The 14340-nt window shown below is 53.9% G+C and carries 16 protein-coding genes; 5 read left to right on the top strand and 11 right to left on the bottom strand.

Translation table 11 applies throughout. The features are described 5' to 3' along the window. Nucleotides 1-16 precede the first annotated feature (16 nt). The 11 genes from hpf to ACZ1G7_RS12720 form a co-directional block, all read right to left on the bottom strand. On the bottom strand, nt 17-592 hold the full coding sequence (gene hpf, locus ACZ1G7_RS12670; protein ID WP_472659753.1) for a ribosome hibernation-promoting factor, HPF/YfiA family: 576 nt from the start codon (nt 590-592) through the stop codon (nt 17-19). Nucleotides 593-829: 237 nt separating this feature from the next. Beyond that, nucleotides 830-1591 (bottom strand): LPS export ABC transporter ATP-binding protein, encoded by a 762-nt coding sequence (gene lptB / locus ACZ1G7_RS12675; protein ID WP_472659754.1) that lies wholly within the window; start codon nt 1589-1591, stop codon nt 830-832. After that, nucleotides 1591-2100 (bottom strand): LptA/OstA family protein, encoded by a 510-nt coding sequence (locus ACZ1G7_RS12680; RefSeq protein ID WP_472659755.1) that lies wholly within the window; start codon nt 2098-2100, stop codon nt 1591-1593. The genes lptB and ACZ1G7_RS12680 overlap by 1 nt, the downstream gene beginning before the upstream one ends. An 8-nt stretch (nt 2101-2108) precedes the next feature. Continuing rightward, the gene (gene lptC, locus ACZ1G7_RS12685; RefSeq protein ID WP_472659756.1) at nt 2109-2708 is read right to left on the bottom strand and encodes an LPS export ABC transporter periplasmic protein LptC; all 600 of its coding nucleotides are present in this window, start codon (nt 2706-2708) and stop codon (nt 2109-2111) included. Next, a complete protein-coding gene (locus ACZ1G7_RS12690; RefSeq protein ID WP_472659757.1) occupies nt 2708-3673 on the bottom strand; it encodes a KpsF/GutQ family sugar-phosphate isomerase in 966 nt (321 codons plus the stop codon). Before ACZ1G7_RS12690 ends, lptC begins: the two co-directional genes overlap by 1 nt. Nucleotides 3674-3692: 19 nt before the next feature. Continuing rightward, nucleotides 3693-4304, bottom strand: coding sequence for a ribonuclease D (locus ACZ1G7_RS12695; RefSeq protein WP_472659758.1), 612 nt, complete (start codon nt 4302-4304; stop codon nt 3693-3695). 137 nt (nt 4305-4441) lie between these two features. Continuing rightward, nucleotides 4442-5092 (bottom strand): response regulator, encoded by a 651-nt coding sequence (locus ACZ1G7_RS12700; RefSeq protein WP_472659759.1) that lies wholly within the window; start codon nt 5090-5092, stop codon nt 4442-4444. A 92-nt stretch (nt 5093-5184) separates the two neighbouring features. Beyond that, complete coding sequence (locus ACZ1G7_RS12705; protein WP_472659760.1) at nt 5185-5886, bottom strand: sensor histidine kinase; 702 nt, start codon at nt 5884-5886, stop codon at nt 5185-5187. Continuing rightward, on the bottom strand, nt 5887-6348 hold the full coding sequence (locus ACZ1G7_RS12710) for a response regulator (protein ID WP_472659761.1): 462 nt from the start codon (nt 6346-6348) through the stop codon (nt 5887-5889). Between the two features lie 30 nt (nt 6349-6378). After that, on the bottom strand, nt 6379-6819 hold the full coding sequence (locus tag ACZ1G7_RS12715; RefSeq protein WP_472659762.1) for a response regulator: 441 nt from the start codon (nt 6817-6819) through the stop codon (nt 6379-6381). Then, nucleotides 6820-8625 carry a CHASE domain-containing protein gene (locus ACZ1G7_RS12720; RefSeq protein ID WP_472659763.1) on the bottom strand — a complete coding sequence of 602 codons (1806 nt, stop codon included), beginning with the start codon at nt 8623-8625 and terminating at the stop codon, nt 6820-6822. It lies immediately after the preceding gene. 168 nt (nt 8626-8793) lie between these two features. On the opposite strand from ACZ1G7_RS12720, the gene ACZ1G7_RS12725 reads away from it, so the two are divergent. The 5 genes from ACZ1G7_RS12725 (at nt 8794) to ACZ1G7_RS12745 (ending at nt 14338) form a co-directional block, all read left to right on the top strand. Further along, nucleotides 8794-10416, top strand: a complete 1623-nt coding sequence (locus ACZ1G7_RS12725) for a thiamine pyrophosphate-binding protein (RefSeq protein ID WP_472659764.1) — start codon at nt 8794-8796, stop codon at nt 10414-10416. A 109-nt stretch (nt 10417-10525) separates the two neighbouring features. Then, entirely contained in the window at nt 10526-11221 is a 696-nt protein-coding gene (locus ACZ1G7_RS12730) for a CoA transferase subunit A (RefSeq protein WP_472659765.1), read from the top strand. Then, entirely contained in the window at nt 11218-11841 is a 624-nt protein-coding gene (locus ACZ1G7_RS12735) for a 3-oxoacid CoA-transferase subunit B (RefSeq protein WP_472663648.1), read from the top strand. Before ACZ1G7_RS12730 ends, ACZ1G7_RS12735 begins: the two co-directional genes overlap by 4 nt. Before the next feature lie 176 nt (nt 11842-12017). Further along, nucleotides 12018-13112, top strand: a complete 1095-nt coding sequence (locus tag ACZ1G7_RS12740; RefSeq protein WP_472659766.1) for a hypothetical protein — start codon at nt 12018-12020, stop codon at nt 13110-13112. A gap of 29 nt (nt 13113-13141) precedes the next feature. After that, nucleotides 13142-14338: a hypothetical protein gene (locus ACZ1G7_RS12745; protein ID WP_472659767.1), complete on the top strand. Its 1197-nt coding sequence runs from the start codon at nt 13142-13144 to the stop codon at nt 14336-14338. Nucleotides 14339-14340 lie beyond the last annotated feature (2 nt).

Here is a 14340-nt window from a genome sequence, read left to right on the forward strand (position 1 = left end):
TTACGGCGCAAGGCCGTCAGTTGGTGCTGGAAGGATCGATCCAGCCGACATTACCGTCTTCACGCCGGTACACGACGTTGATCCCTTTGTTTCCCTCGTTGCGGAATACCAGCACAGGGGCCCCCGCAATCTCCATTTGCATAACAGCTTCGCCGACAGAAAGCGATGGAATCTTAGTTTCCATTTCGGCAACAATCATAGGTTGCAGCGTGTCTGGTTCGCTCTCTTCCGAATCTGCTGTTCCGGCGAGGATATAGGAGGAAGCTTCCGAGAGTTCAACTGGTTGTGAGCGTTCTTTGTGGTGATCTTTCAGCCTGCGTTTGTAGCGGCGCAACTGTTTGTCCATCTTCTCGGAACACCCGTCAAAGGCGGCATAGATTTCGGTTTCATGGGCCTTGGCCTGAGTCGTTAACCCAGTGCTGAGATGGACGGTGGCTTCGCAGACATATTCATGCGCGCTTTTTGAAAAGACGACTGTCGCATCGGTCGGGCGACCCGCATATTTTCCCAACATTCCAGAGAGTTCCTGTTGAACATGGCTCTGAAGTGCTTCTCCGATATCGATTTGTTTGCCGCTGATCTGGTAGCGCATGGCGTCTCCTTTATTCGACACTTGGCTGGTCGGGACCTGCCGCATGTATTGAAGATTTTGGTTGATCAATGACATGCGCCCAGAGAGTGGGCGTTTCCGCAGGGCCGTTCAAAATAGGTATGGCCAAAACCAAGGAGGTTCGCGATGTCATTGACCCCATTTGGCGGTAGGAGGGGGCCTTGAGTCAACTGAGTCGTGTCGAAAAACGTCGCGGTTTCGTGCTTGGTTCCGCGAATTTCAGGTAATTCGAAAGTTCTGGCCCAGATACACGCGTCGTACGTTTTCGTCCTTAACCACTTCTTCGGTTGTTCCGCTCATCAGTACGTGCCCATCGTGCAAAATATAGGCGCGGTCCACGATTTCGAGCGTTTCGCGCACGTTATGATCTGTGATCAGCACTCCGATCCCGCGTTTCTTAAGATCAGACACGAGGCCCCGAATTTCACCCACCGCAATCGGGTCGACGCCGGCAAATGGCTCATCCAGAAGCAGGTATTTTGGGTCGGCCGCGAGGCATCTGGCGATTTCGGCGCGTCTGCGCTCACCGCCCGACAGTGAAAGAGCGGGCGCACGCCGTAAATGACCGATCGAGAACTCGTTCAAAAGCTCTTCCAAACGTTCGCGGCGTTTGGTGCGATCGCGAATTGCGATCTCCAGAATGGCGAGGATGTTGTCCTCGACGCTTAGGCCACGGAAGATCGACATCTCTTGCGGCAGATAGCCAATGCCCATTTTCGCCCGGCGATACATTGGCAAAAGGGTCACGTCGCGACCGTCAATCGTGACTGTTCCCGCCTCCGGCGTTACGAGGCCGGCGATAGAGTAAAAGCAGGTGGTTTTGCCGGACCCGTTTGGACCGAGCAAGGCGACGACTTCGCCGCGCGCAAGGTCGAGCGATACATCACGGATCACGGGCCGTCTTTTGTAATTTTTCCGCAGCCCATGGATTTTGAGGCCCGAAAGACCTTCCGTCACCTGAAAGTTTGGCGCGGTCGCCATCAGTCGGTGCCCCCACTGCGGAAGATCGTTTTCACGCGGCCCGTCATTTTGCCGCTGCCATTTGTCAGGTCGACGGTTAACTGTTCGCCCGACAGAGCGTTTTGCCCTTGGGTCAAAATGACGTCGCCAGACATGACAATTTGCGACTGGCCGACGTAGTAAATCGCTTCTTTGGCCTCGGCCGCCTCTGCTCCGTTTACAAGCGTCACGCCTTGCGTCGCGATCAACTGATCAATCCGGCCCGTCACTTCGCCATTCGTCGTTGCGTATTTTACTTGAACCTGGCCTGCGCTTAACCGCATTTCTCCCTGCCCCGCGACGACATTTCCACTGAACGTGGCCTGTCCTGAGGATTGATCGACCGTTAGCTCATCGGCGGTGATTTCGACCGGCAGCGATGCATCATGTTTCAAACCGCCAAATGCCACGGTTGCGCCTTGGGCGAATACCGCAGTGGCTGCGCAGCAAAGTGTGACGCAAATGAGTATGAAAGAGCGAAATAACGTCATGGAACCCTCTAATTCTTTGGCTCGTATACCAGCTTTACGCCTTGATTGAAAACCAGAACCTGACGACCGTTCAGTGCTGTCAATTCCATTCTACCGGCGGTCAAAATCCCTGCGGGGGCATCACCTATGACCGGACCAGGCGAGGTGAATTGCGTTTCGGTCAAAGACGCGGTCAGTTTTTCAGAGCGCAGACGATACCCGTTTGAGGTGGTGATATCGACCATGCCGCGTAGCGTCATCAAGTTAGCGTCGCCGTCATAGTCAGCCGCGGTCGCCGTCGCGGTTAGTTCGGTGCCAGTGTCTAACACGACGGATGCCATTGCATTTGTGATGACGACTTTTTTCGGGTTGCTGGCATTCGGCGTCGCGTAATCGGCGGTGACCGTCACGCGTGCGCCATCGGATGTGACGCCAGAAAATTTTGGTGCTGCCAGGCGCTGTGTTTTGGCGATGCTTTCGGCGTCTTCTTCAACAAACGGGATCGCGTCTTCTGGGTTGATCGAGCGCGAAAACAGGAAAAGGGTCGACAGCAATCCCAATGCAAGAAGTGGCAAAGCGATTTTAGCGAATTGGACAAAACGGGAATAGCTGTTGTCCGCGACCGCCATTAAATCACGCCTGCTCTGAGGCAGTCTTGGAGCTTGATCAAACCAACTGGGGTCGCGTCCTCTTCGACGCGGGTGACGAAGAGCGAGGTGATTTGCCCTTCATCCATGAGCCGCACCGCCTGTTCAGCAAGAGCATTGCCGGGCACAGTTTTAGGGTTTGGTGTCATCACGGCCTCGGCAGTTTGGTCAAGCAAGCCATCCATATGGCGGCGCAAGTCGCCATCTGTGATGATACCTGCCAAGGTTCCATCTTCATTCAGAACGGCCACGACGCCGAACCCTTTTTGGCTGATTTCGATAAGCGCGTCTGCCATTGCGTCGCCGCGCGCGCAGGTTGGCAAATCATCGCCGACATGCATGATGTCGGACACTTTTGCGAGCTTTGCGCCAAGTTTGCCACCTGGGTGAAATTCGCGAAAATTCTCTGGCGTAAATTTGCGCGATTCCATCATCGCAATCGCGAGCGCATCGCCGAGCGCGAGTGTCATGGTGGTTGAGGTTGTTGGGACGATGCCGGTGCCACAGGCTTCTTCCGCCTGTGGAAGCAGCAAGGCAATGTCGGCTTGGGTCATCAATGTCGATCCAGCTCGGCTTGCGATTGCAATCAACGGGATCCCAAAGCGACGTGTGTAGGCAATCACGTCTGATAGCTCCGGTGTCTCACCAGAGTTCGAAAGCAACAACACAACATCGCCAACCGCCATCATTCCAAGATCGCCGTGGCTGGCTTCGGCCGGGTGCACGAAATGTGCGGGCGTGCCCGTTGAGGCAAATGTTGCCGCGATTTTTCGCGCGATGTGGCCAGATTTGCCCATGCCGCTTACGATGATCCGGCCCTTTGTGGACATCAGGGCTTGTGCGGCTTTTACGAAATTCTCGTCGAGGGACTGACCGAGCAGCTCCAAGGCCTCCGCCTCACGCGCAATGACGCGGCGGCCGGTGTTCATAAGCTCGCTTTTGGTCATTTTGTCCTACACTGCTGACTTAATGCGCGAAAATATCAGTTTCTGGCCAGCCTGCCAAATCCAGGCGTGCGCGCATTGGCAGGAAGTCGAAACAGGCTTGGGCCATTTCTGTTCGCCCCTCTCGTGCGAGCATGATGTCGAGCTTTTGTTTTAGTTCATGCAGATACAAAACATCAGACGCAGCATAGTCTAGCTGGGCTTTCGAAAGCTCAGATGCGCCCCAATCACTGGATTGCTGCTGCTTTGAAATGTCGACACCCGTGAGCTCTTGAAGCAGGTATTTCAAACCGTGCCGGTCGGTATAGGTGCGGACCATCTTAGAAGCGATCTTTGTACAATAAACGGGCGCCGTCAGCGCGCCGAATGCATTGAACATTGCCGCAATATCGAACCTACCAAAATGGAAAAGCTTCAGAACGTTTGGGTCAACCAGAAGTCTGCACAGATTTGGGGCCTCTGACTGGCCGAGTCGGATCTGAACCAAGTGTGCATCGCCGTCGCCGCCCGACAGTTGGACAACACAAAGCCTGTCTCGACGCGGGTTCAACCCCATCGTTTCACAGTCAATGGCAACGATAGCGCCCAGATCTAGATCACCGGGAAGGTCGCCGACATGTAAGTGGTTGGCCATTCAAAAATTCCTGTATTGCCCTGTCGGGGGATAGTTGCTTTGCGATGGATATTCAATAACGCAGCAACGCAACCTGATCGCAGGGCGTCAAAAGCAGTTTTAGCGGGAACGCTAAGACTTCCTTGAGCGACCTAGCCCTAGTTGTGGAAATTGAAAGAATCGTCGTCGTCATCAAGCGCGTTGAGATATTCGACAAGTTTCACATGGTCATCTTCTGCAATGAAGGCGTTAACCACATTCTGCCTTCCGACTTGGTTTTGCAGCATGACGGTGTCGCGCAGCGTTCCTTCAATGGATTTGACAATTAGTGTTTCGATTTTCGATTCAAGATCGACGTCGGGCTCTGGTGCTCGAGAGTTTGCGCCGTTCAAAGACCTTAAGATCGCGTCTTTGATCACCGCAGGCGACATTGTGTCCTTTGACACAAAATCGTGGCAACCGGCCCGGAAGGCAGAGACGGCGATGTCTGTCTGATTGTCGCCTGTGATGACAACAACGCCAGCTTTGGTTGGCCGGTCGTGTGTGTGCAGGAAGTTTAATGCATCAAGCCCGTCGCCATCTTGCAAGTTATAGTCCAGTAGGATCAGGTCGAATTCTGATGACGCCAGGTTTTGCTTCATCTCGTCGAGAGAGCCTGCCTCGACGACATGGATGTTGAGGTCAGATTGCGCGCTGAGACGTTTGATATGCTTGCGGTCAAATTCACTATCATCAACCAACAGTGCATGGATCATCTGCGGGGTTGGGGGCGTTGCTTGCTCAATGCTTACACTCTTTACGCTATTCATTTTCTTACCTTTGCTTTCGCATTTGAAGTAGCTCAATTCTACAAAAAGGGTCTAAAGATCGATGCCGTTTAGGATTCAATTTGAGGAGGGTTTTAGCAAACATGTTCACTTTGCTTTTGCGCTAGTTCGACATGAACATGGAGGCCCCTTTCGTTGGGGGCCGTGTGCAGCGACAAAGACCCACCGTAGCGCTCAGCTATTTTTTGAGATATCGGAAGCCCCATACCCGTTCTCTGGTACAAGCTACTTGCGTTCAAAGACGACATGACTTTCAGCGCGCGATCCCTGTCATTGGGACTAATTCCTGGGCCGTCATCAATCACATCGATGTAGAGCGAACCGTTGTCAATTGACGCAGAGACAGAGATTTTTCCGTGCTTGCCAGTATGATGAATGATTGTATTTGAGATGAGAGCCGACAACAGTGTAACCAGTTCACTCTGTGCGACATGAGTGGGTTCCGTAGGCAGATCCACGGTCAGTTCAAACCCATCAGGGAGAGGAAATTTCTCTAGCGCCATGTCAAGCGCTGCGCCCATATGGGTTTCCGCTGAGTCAACGCTTTGCCCGGCGCGCGAATAGGTTAGCAAATCTTCCATCATTTGGTCGAGCCTGCGGGCGTGTTTTGTCAGCAGCTCGACGTTTTGACGCGTGTTGTCGCTGAGCGAATGCCCCTCGGCCACGATATCTTCGGCGATCCAATTGGGGACCTCACGCAGGGCGCGTAGGCTTGCGCGGACATCGTGGCTAACGATGTAGATAAATTCATCAAGTGTATCTTGACCAACGGACATTTAGATTGCGCCCCTCGTGACGTCGGACCTATCGCTCGTTTGAGGCGATGCAGCTTCGGTCACCAACAAAGACTGGGCCAACTCGATCATGGTATGCTCGCGAAGTGGTTTTTTCACAAACGCCTTAATATTCGGGTTCGAAACAGCGCGCTGGTGCAAACTGCGCGGCAGGGGGCAAGCCAGCATTAGGGCAACGTTGACGTGTTTTTTTGCGAGATTATCATGCGCCCGCTCCAACAATTCCAAACCATTCATGCGCGGCATATTAACATCCATCAGCAGCAAATCCGGCTGCTTAGATGTTGGATGGGTGAGGTATGTCAAAGCGGCTTCGACTGTTTTGAATGCAATCGTCTTTCTGGAAATATTGCCCTTCTTGCAGGCGCGAAGACATGCGACCTGGTCGAGCTCATCGTCGTCGACAATCATAATGCTGTCGAAAAAATAATCTTGGTCCGCCATGTTGTCCTTACCCCCGAGTGTTTCTGAACATCAGTGCACGTGCTGTGATGTTGGAAGTTCGCAATGGACGAAATACTGCTTGATGGCTTCCAGCATGTCGTACAGTGCGGCTGATGAGTTGGGTTTGACGAAGTAGCCGTTCGCAAGGTTTTGGTAGGCCTTGTTGACATCCGTAGCACTGCTGGATGTGCTGAACACAACGACCTGGTGTGTTGAGATGCCAGATGTCGCCCGCATTTCTTCGAGAAATTCATGCCCGTTCATACGCGGCATATTGATATCAAGCAAAATGACGAAAGGCTCCGGCAGGGATGGTTGGCTCGCATGTTTCTTCAATAAATCAAGCGCTTCGAGACCATCACGCGCGCGCGTGACGGCGCCCTTCATCCCGGCTTTTGTGAATCCGCGTTGGAGGATTTCGACGTCCAAATCGTTGTCGTCCACCAACAGAATATTCGGTTGGTCCTGCATCTATGCTGCGTCCTTTTGCAATGTAGTGGGTGTTTCAATTGGGTTGGGCCATTGGAATTCAAACCGGCAGCCCTGACCATTGTTGGAGGTAAGCTGCACTTTAAAACCGTGCTGCTCGACGGTTTTCTTGACTGAGGCCAGCCCTATGCCAGTGCTGCCGGGCGTTGGTTTGTCGACCAAGGTCTGAAACGGCTCGAATACCTTGGTCTGGAACGCCTTTTGAATACCGGGCCCGTTATCAATCACAGTGACGGCGAGAGAGTTCCCTAGGTCTCGAATGGAAACATCTATTTTCAGAGCATCTGGTTGGTGGTGATATTTGACAGCATTGCCAACAAGATTCTCCAGAATCCGTATGAAATTGCGGCTGTCGAACCGCACGGATGCGACATCTGAAGTGAACTGCATGCGCTCTTCGCTCAGATTGAAGTCCAAGCGTAGCATGTGTTCGATTTCTGACGAGACGACGTGGTCTGAAAAGGTGGCGTCATGGCCTATCTTTGAGAACTCGATGATGCTGTCAGTCAGCGCATTGATCCGGTCTACGCGCTCCAGAATACGGGTCAAATTATGGGCAACTTCGGGCTTCGCGATGTCGGAACGCGTATAGTCTTCCAAATCCTCCTGGATCATTTCGGTGAGCCCCCCAATCCCGCGCACTGGGGTCTTCAGATCGTGGGATGCGACGTAGACGAATTGCTCCAGTTCTTGGTTGGTGGCGGCGAGCTTTTCCTTTTCGCGGCGCAGCGCCGCGGTCACTTTTCGGGCATAGGTTCGTGCTTTTTTATTAGCGCGGGTCATCACAAAAAGGATGACGACAATCAGCCCCTCGATCACTAGCCCGCCAAAGAGAACGACATTTGGCTGAACATAGGAATTCTGGTTCCGAAAGTTCAGGTTGGTCGCTATGTCAAGCGTCCAAGTTCTGCCGTATAGATCCAAATTGTAGTCGCGCCGAAACATTGGATTGGGATCGTTTTGTGGATCTTCATCGCTGTGTTCATCATAAATCAAGGTGCTTTCGTCGCGGATGCTGAAACGCACATCGCGGTTGGATTTGGCCAAAAGGCCTTCCATAAGCTCTTGAACGATGAACGGCGCGTAGACAGCCCCTAAGGCGCTGTCTTGACGGGTCTTCATGTCTGATGGGCGGCCGTTTCGATAAAACGGGGCGTAGAACAAAAAGCCCGGTGTATTGCTTTCATCCTGCACCAAAATGATCGGACCGGTGATTTGTGCGGCACCTGTATCCCGGCTTGCAAGTGCGGCAGTACGTCGGTTTTCCTCATGGGCCACGTCCAAGCCCAGCGCGGCGCGGTTCATGGCAAGCGGTTCAATGTAAGTGATTGGCATCGCAAGCGGTTGCGTGTGTTTGGGGTAGACCGAGAATTGCCTCTGTTGACGTCGCTGCTCAGCCTCAAACTGTGAGAGTTCGTCGGATGGCACAAACCGAATGACACCGATCCCATTAATGCCGGGATATCGTTCGGGGAGCCGCAAACTGTCGGCAAAACGTGTCCATTCGGAATGCGGGACCGTTTCACCATGCGCATCGATTGCGGCGACACCGGCCCAAAGCGCGTCCTCATAGCGTTCCATCCGGTCGTGCAAAAGCCCGATAGAGCGGTCGGCTGCGGTTTCGAACCGGGCTTCCACGCGAGAACTAATTTGGTTCTTTGAAAGTTGCCACGCCGTGATTGTCAGCAGAAAGGAGGCGATCACCACGATGATATGCGACACCGAAAGTGGAACGCTGTCTTCCAAGTCAACATTCGGAATCGCGACATCTGGCGTCTCAGGCTTCATGAAACCGACGTAAGACACAGAATTTAAGATTTAGTGTAGGCGAACCGGACCTGTTTTCTCACGTCGTTGTGAGCTCCTCTCGCGTCGACCGCAATTTGCTGGAGCTTCCAAAGCGCAGGCTTTAGCGTGCCGAAAATCCCGGTTAGATTTGCGGAGAAACATAGCGCCATGACCCAAGATTTGAACACGCAGCCAACGGCGGCAGACATCATTGGGCAACAGCTTTATGCGGCTGGCGCACGATATGCGTTTGGGATCCCCGGTGGCGAAGTCCTGGCGATCATGGATGCGCTGGACCGCGCGGGTCTGTCGGTGAATTTGGTTAAGCATGAAAATTCTGGCGGGTTCATGGCTGAGGGCACTTATCATGCTACCGGCGCACCAGGGGTGTTGTTCGCGACAATTGGGCCGGGTATCGCAAACGCGGCCAATACAATCGCCAATGCTTGGCAAGATCGCGTGCCGCTGATTGTTTTGACCGGATGCGTTCCGGCGACGGATGCGCATACCTACACACATCAGGTTTTTGATCATGTCGCGATGCTTAGACCTGTCACTAAAGCTAGCTTTAGGGTCGAATCCGGGACCGCGGGCATTCTGATCGACAAGGCCTTGAAAATTGCGACGTCGGGGCGGCCGGGCCCTGTGATGCTAGATATCCCGATTGATGTCCAACGGGAGACCCGCACAGACTGGATACAGCCACGCCACCAACCCGAGGCGGCGATGGTGCCGGCGCCGGGGCCGCTCGCGCAAGCCGATGAATGGTTAGCAGCGGCCAAACGACCATTGGTGATTGCAGGTGTTGATGCGTTAGACGACACGAATACGCAGGCAGTTGCTGGCTTTTGTCAGGGTCGAAATATACCGCTGATCACGACCTACAAGGCCAAAGGAATTTTGCCTGAGGATCACATTTTGGCGCTTGGTGGCGCCGGGCTGTCGCCGGTTGCTGACAAGATTTTGCTGCCCCTGGTGGCGCAGTCGGATTGTATCATCATGGCGGGCTATGACCCTATTGAGATGCGCCCGGGATGGCGCGATGTTGTGACGCCGGATCAGCAGGTGATTGACATCACTGCCGAGGGCAACACGCATTACATGCACCAATCAGCTTTGAATTTTGTTGGCGGTATTGCCGAAACACTTGACTTGCTTGGCCCGTCTGGCGCGACGCGTGCGTGGGTCGAAGGCGATGTGGCGGAGGCCAAAGCGGCATTGCTTGAAGCGTTCAGATCATCAGAGGAATGGGGCCCGGCAGCAGTTGTCGATGCAGCGCGAAACGCCTGCCCGCCCGGCACGATTGCAACTGTCGATAGCGGCGCGCATCGGATTGTGCTGTCGCAGATCTGGCAGGCCGATGTGCCACGGGGGCTGATCCAGTCGACCGCGCTTTGTACGATGGGGTGCGCCGTGCCTTTGGCAATGGGCCGCAAGCTTGCAGAACCAGACCGCCCGGTCATTGCCTTCGTCGGCGATGCGGGCCTTGAGATGTTTCTGGGGGAGCTTGCAACCGCGCGCGATTTGAAACTTGGCGTGCCTATTGTGGTCTTTGTCGATGAGCAACTTGGCCTGATCGAACTGAAACAGCGCGGCAGCCAAATGCCCAATCTTGGGGTCGAATTTGGCGGAACAGATTTTACCGCCGTGGCGCAGGCGATGGGCGGCTACGGGGCTGAATGCCATGATCGCGAAAGCCTGAATGCCGCAATCACAGATGCCTTTGCACGCGACAGCTTCACCCTTATTTCGGCTGTCATCGGTCGCAATGCCTATGATGGGCGTATCTAGGGTTGAACAGTATGCGCTTTTGGCGGCAAATGCGGGCGGTACCCGAATTTTAGGGCGCACGCCGCGCGTTTTTGCTGTGGCGGGCCCTTAGACTGACAGAGGATATGGCATGAATAAGATTTACGCTGATGCGGCGTCAGCCCTTGACGGTTTGTTGCAAGACAACATTCAGATAGCGGCTGGTGGGTTTGGTTTGTGCGGGATCCCGGAGTTGTTGATTGATGCGATTGTGGCGAGTGGGGTGACGGGTTTGACGATTGCGTCGAACAATTGCGGGGTTGACGGGTTTGGCTTGGGCAAGCTGCTCGACACGCGGCAGATCAGCAAGATGATGTCCTCCTATGTGGGCGAGAATGACGAGTTCATGCGGCAGTATCTGGCGGGTGAGCTGGAGATCGAGTTCAACCCGCAGGGCACTCTGGCGGAGCGGATGCGCGCGGGCGGTGCGGGTATTCCGGGGTTTTACACCAAGACCGGCGTCGGCACGGTGATTGCCGAGGGCAAGGAGCATAAGGAGTTCAACGGCGAGACCTACATTATGGAGGAAGGCATCTTTGCTGATCTTTCCATCGTGAAGGCGTGGAAGGCCGATGAGACGGGCAACCTGATCTTCCGCAAGACGGCGCGGAACTTTAACCCTCCGGCGGCGATGTGCGGCAAGGTCTGCGTGGCGGAGGTCGAGGAAATCGTACCGACGGGCAGCCTTGACCCGGACCTGATCCATGTGCCGGGCATCTATGTGCATCGCTTGATCCAGGGCACGCATGAAAAACGTATCGAACAACGCACGACGAGGGCAGCATAATGTGGGATCGCAATCAAATGGCCGAGCGGGCCGCCGCGGAGCTGGAAGACGGCATGTATGTGAACCTTGGCATCGGGATCCCGACGCTGGTGGCGAATTATGTGGGCGATAAGGACATCACGCTGCAGTCGGAAAACGGGATGCTGGGCATGGGCCCGTTCCCGATTGAGGGCGAGGAAGACCCGGACCTGATCAATGCGGGCAAGCAGACGATCACGGAGCTGAACCGGACCTCTTACTTCGACAGCGCGACCTCGTTTGGGATGATCCGAGGCGGCAAGATCGCGGCGGCGATTCTGGGGGCAATGGAGGTCGCTGAAAACGGTGACCTGGCGAACTGGATGATCCCCGGAAAGCTGGTCAAAGGCATGGGCGGCGCGATGGACCTGGTGGCGGGTGTCGGCCGGGTGATCGTGGTGATGGACCACACGAACAAGCATGGCGACAGCAAGCTTTTGAAAGCCTGCACCCTGCCGCTGACGGGCAAAGGGGTGGTCGATATGATCATCACCAACCTCGGCGTTCTGGAGGTGGTCGAGGGCGGGTTGAAAATCCTCGAGCTGGCCGACGGCGTCTCTGAGGAGCAGCTGAGGGCGGCGACGGAAGCGAAGATTGTTTGAGAGCCTCAATGACCTGAAATACCAAACCCCCGCAGGCGCCCCGCATGCGGGGGTTTTTGTTACGTATTGTTATTATTGAGAAAGAAAAATTTCTTTACGATTTGGTAAGCTCTAAATCAGGGCGCCATTAAACGCGAAAATAACGCTTAGGATCCGTAAAATCTGGCCAGACGCGCGTGGCTGTCCTAGTCTTTCGTCATTGTAAGTCTTGGGATTTTGGGATGCGTTTTGTTTTAGCTGTTTGGCTTTCGCTATGGCCCCTGTTTTCGTTGGCGCAAACCACGCAAACAATCGAGCCGATTGTTGTTGTAGAGGAGGACGTGGGCTGGACCGACGTTTTGGAACAGCTGACGCGGTGTTTTGCGCTCAGCGGTGATGAAGTCGCTAAGATCGATGCGGTCATCAATGAGGTTGGGCTGGTCTGGACTGACGGCCTTGAGTTGGTTCTGGAAAGCCTGTGCTTTGATGACGGGTATGTCGATCATCGAAACTGGGACGAAACAGAAGACCTGCCCTGCAACCCGGCTGACATCGAAGGGATTGTCCCGTCCCACCGCAAGATTTCTGGCCAAGCCTTGTCACGCTTGCTTGGGGATCCGAGCTTCCGCCCGCTTTTTCGCGACAACAAATTGCATATTCAGTGCGCGCAGATCGTTGGCCAAATCCAGCTGAACTACAAACATATTGAGCCGTCATTTGCACTTTGGGACAGCCATGTCCTTAGCGGCGTTAACATGATCGAAGCGAAGTTTGACCGGCTTTTGTCGTTCAATAAGTCCGTTTTTGAGCGCGCTATTGAAGCAGATCGGGTGGATCTAAATGGCCCCCTTCATATGAGAAATGGGTCTCATTTTAAGTCTTGGCTGGATTTATCGGGTGCGCAGGTCAAAGGAACACTTGCAGCGTCCGGGTCGATCTTTGAGGGCGAATTTAACGCGAGTGGCCTCGACGTTGCAGGCTACGTTTTTCTGCGCCGGGGTTCTGTTTTCAAGGAGAAAGTTAATTTCTTAAACGCGAGGATTGGTCAGAATCTTGAAGCGACTGGCTCCACTTTTGAAGGTGATTTTAGCGCGAGTGGGCTTAGCGTTTCTGGTTCGGTTTTTCTGCGCGATGGCGCGATATTTAAAGAAAAGGTCGACTTCTTGAATGCCAAGATAGCGGGCAATCTTGAGGCAACTGGTTCCACCTTTGAAAGCGCTTTCCAAGCCAACAGTATTGATTTAGCTGGCTCAGCATTTTTGAATGGGGGGCAACCTTCAAAGACGAAGTAGGCTTTGTTTCCGCTAAAATTGGGCGCAGCTTGGATGCGGTCGACTCAATTTTTGAGGGGAATTTCAATGGCAACGACCTTAAGGTTTCAGGCTCTGTTTTTCTGCGAGGCGGGGCAATTTTTCACAAGGAGACTATTTTTTCTTCCGCTAAGGTTGAAGGCAGCCTTGAAGCGACCGGCTCGACGTTTAAAGGTCGATTCACCGCCAATAACCTAGATGTAGTAGGTTCCTTGTTTCTAAGCGGCGGCGCTACCTTCATTGGTTTGGTAAATTTGTCTGGAACCAAAATTGGCGGCGATTTGAATGCAGAACAGTCCAACTTTGGCGGAGGTTTATCTGCCGACGGTATCGTCATTTCAGGACATCTATTTTTGCGAGGCGGGTCATATGAAGATGATGTTTCGTTGATCGGAGCTCGCATTGGGAGACATCTACAACTTTCTGGAAGCACCTATGAAGGTCAGATTGACCTGACAGGAGCACGTATTGAAGATGAGCTGCTTCTTTCCTCACCGCGAGATATTCATGGAAAACCAAATTGGGGGTCAGATGTACGCCTCATTCTGCGCAACGTGGATGTGCATGCTTTGCAGGCGGAGATGGGTGCTTGGCAGCGGGATCACGGTACTTGGGTTGCGACGGATTTGACCGGATTTCGATATGAACGGCTCGGGGGCCTGAACGCGGAAGAGAGCGAGAGTGATGTCAATATGGCGGATGCGACATCGGCGCAGCTGATTAGTTGGATTTCAGATGGGCAGCGGCTGGGGCGCACGCGTTATGATCCCCAGCCGTTTGAACAATTGGCGGTCGCGTTAGAAGCTTCGGGCGCGGGCGCGATTGCTGAGGATATTCGGTTTGAAAAATTTGAACACCAGCGTCGCTATGACGGGACGCCTTTGAGCGAAAAGTTGGGGCTGTTTGTGTCGCGCTGGTTTATCGGACACGGAACCGGTGTGCGGCCCTATTTGCATCTTTTGACGTGGTTTTCGCTGTTGGTGTTGGCCGGAATTTTGATGGCCTATCGGAGCAAGGCCCCGATTTTAGAGCGACCGACGCAGAAGCTGTGGTATTCGATGGAGAACGCCCTGCCGCTAGTCGAGTTGAAAGAAGCCCATAAAACGATGGAACATGGGGATGAATGGGCGGAGAGCTTTTTCCACCTGCAGAAGATCCTGGGCTTTGTGCTGGCCACGGTGTTTGTCGGCGCTTTGACCCTGCTTTGAGG

This window comes from Litoreibacter sp. JB4-2, assembly GCF_055693445.1.

Excerpts from the sequence above, each read along its gene's own strand:
- hpf (WP_472659753.1), bottom strand. The coding sequence starts at position 592 with ATGCGCTACCAGATCAGCGGCAAACAAATCGATATCGGAGAAGCACTT.
- lptB (WP_472659754.1), bottom strand. The coding sequence starts at position 1,591 with ATGGCGACCGCGCCAAACTTTCAGGTGACGGAAGGTCTTTCGGGCCTC.
- ACZ1G7_RS12680 (WP_472659755.1), bottom strand. The coding sequence starts at position 2,100 with ATGACGTTATTTCGCTCTTTCATACTCATTTGCGTCACACTTTGCTGC.
- lptC (WP_472659756.1), bottom strand. The coding sequence starts at position 2,708 with ATGGCGGTCGCGGACAACAGCTATTCCCGTTTTGTCCAATTCGCTAAA.
- ACZ1G7_RS12690 (WP_472659757.1), bottom strand. The coding sequence starts at position 3,673 with ATGACCAAAAGCGAGCTTATGAACACCGGCCGCCGCGTCATTGCGCGT.
- ACZ1G7_RS12695 (WP_472659758.1), bottom strand. The coding sequence starts at position 4,304 with ATGGCCAACCACTTACATGTCGGCGACCTTCCCGGTGATCTAGATCTG.
- ACZ1G7_RS12700 (WP_472659759.1), bottom strand. The coding sequence starts at position 5,092 with ATGAATAGCGTAAAGAGTGTAAGCATTGAGCAAGCAACGCCCCCAACC.
- ACZ1G7_RS12705 (WP_472659760.1), bottom strand. The coding sequence starts at position 5,886 with ATGTCCGTTGGTCAAGATACACTTGATGAATTTATCTACATCGTTAGC.
- ACZ1G7_RS12710 (WP_472659761.1), bottom strand. The coding sequence starts at position 6,348 with ATGGCGGACCAAGATTATTTTTTCGACAGCATTATGATTGTCGACGAC.
- ACZ1G7_RS12715 (WP_472659762.1), bottom strand. The coding sequence starts at position 6,819 with ATGCAGGACCAACCGAATATTCTGTTGGTGGACGACAACGATTTGGAC.
- ACZ1G7_RS12720 (WP_472659763.1), bottom strand. The coding sequence starts at position 8,625 with ATGAAGCCTGAGACGCCAGATGTCGCGATTCCGAATGTTGACTTGGAA.
- ACZ1G7_RS12725 (WP_472659764.1), top strand. The coding sequence starts at position 8,794 with ATGACCCAAGATTTGAACACGCAGCCAACGGCGGCAGACATCATTGGG.
- ACZ1G7_RS12730 (WP_472659765.1), top strand. The coding sequence starts at position 10,526 with ATGAATAAGATTTACGCTGATGCGGCGTCAGCCCTTGACGGTTTGTTG.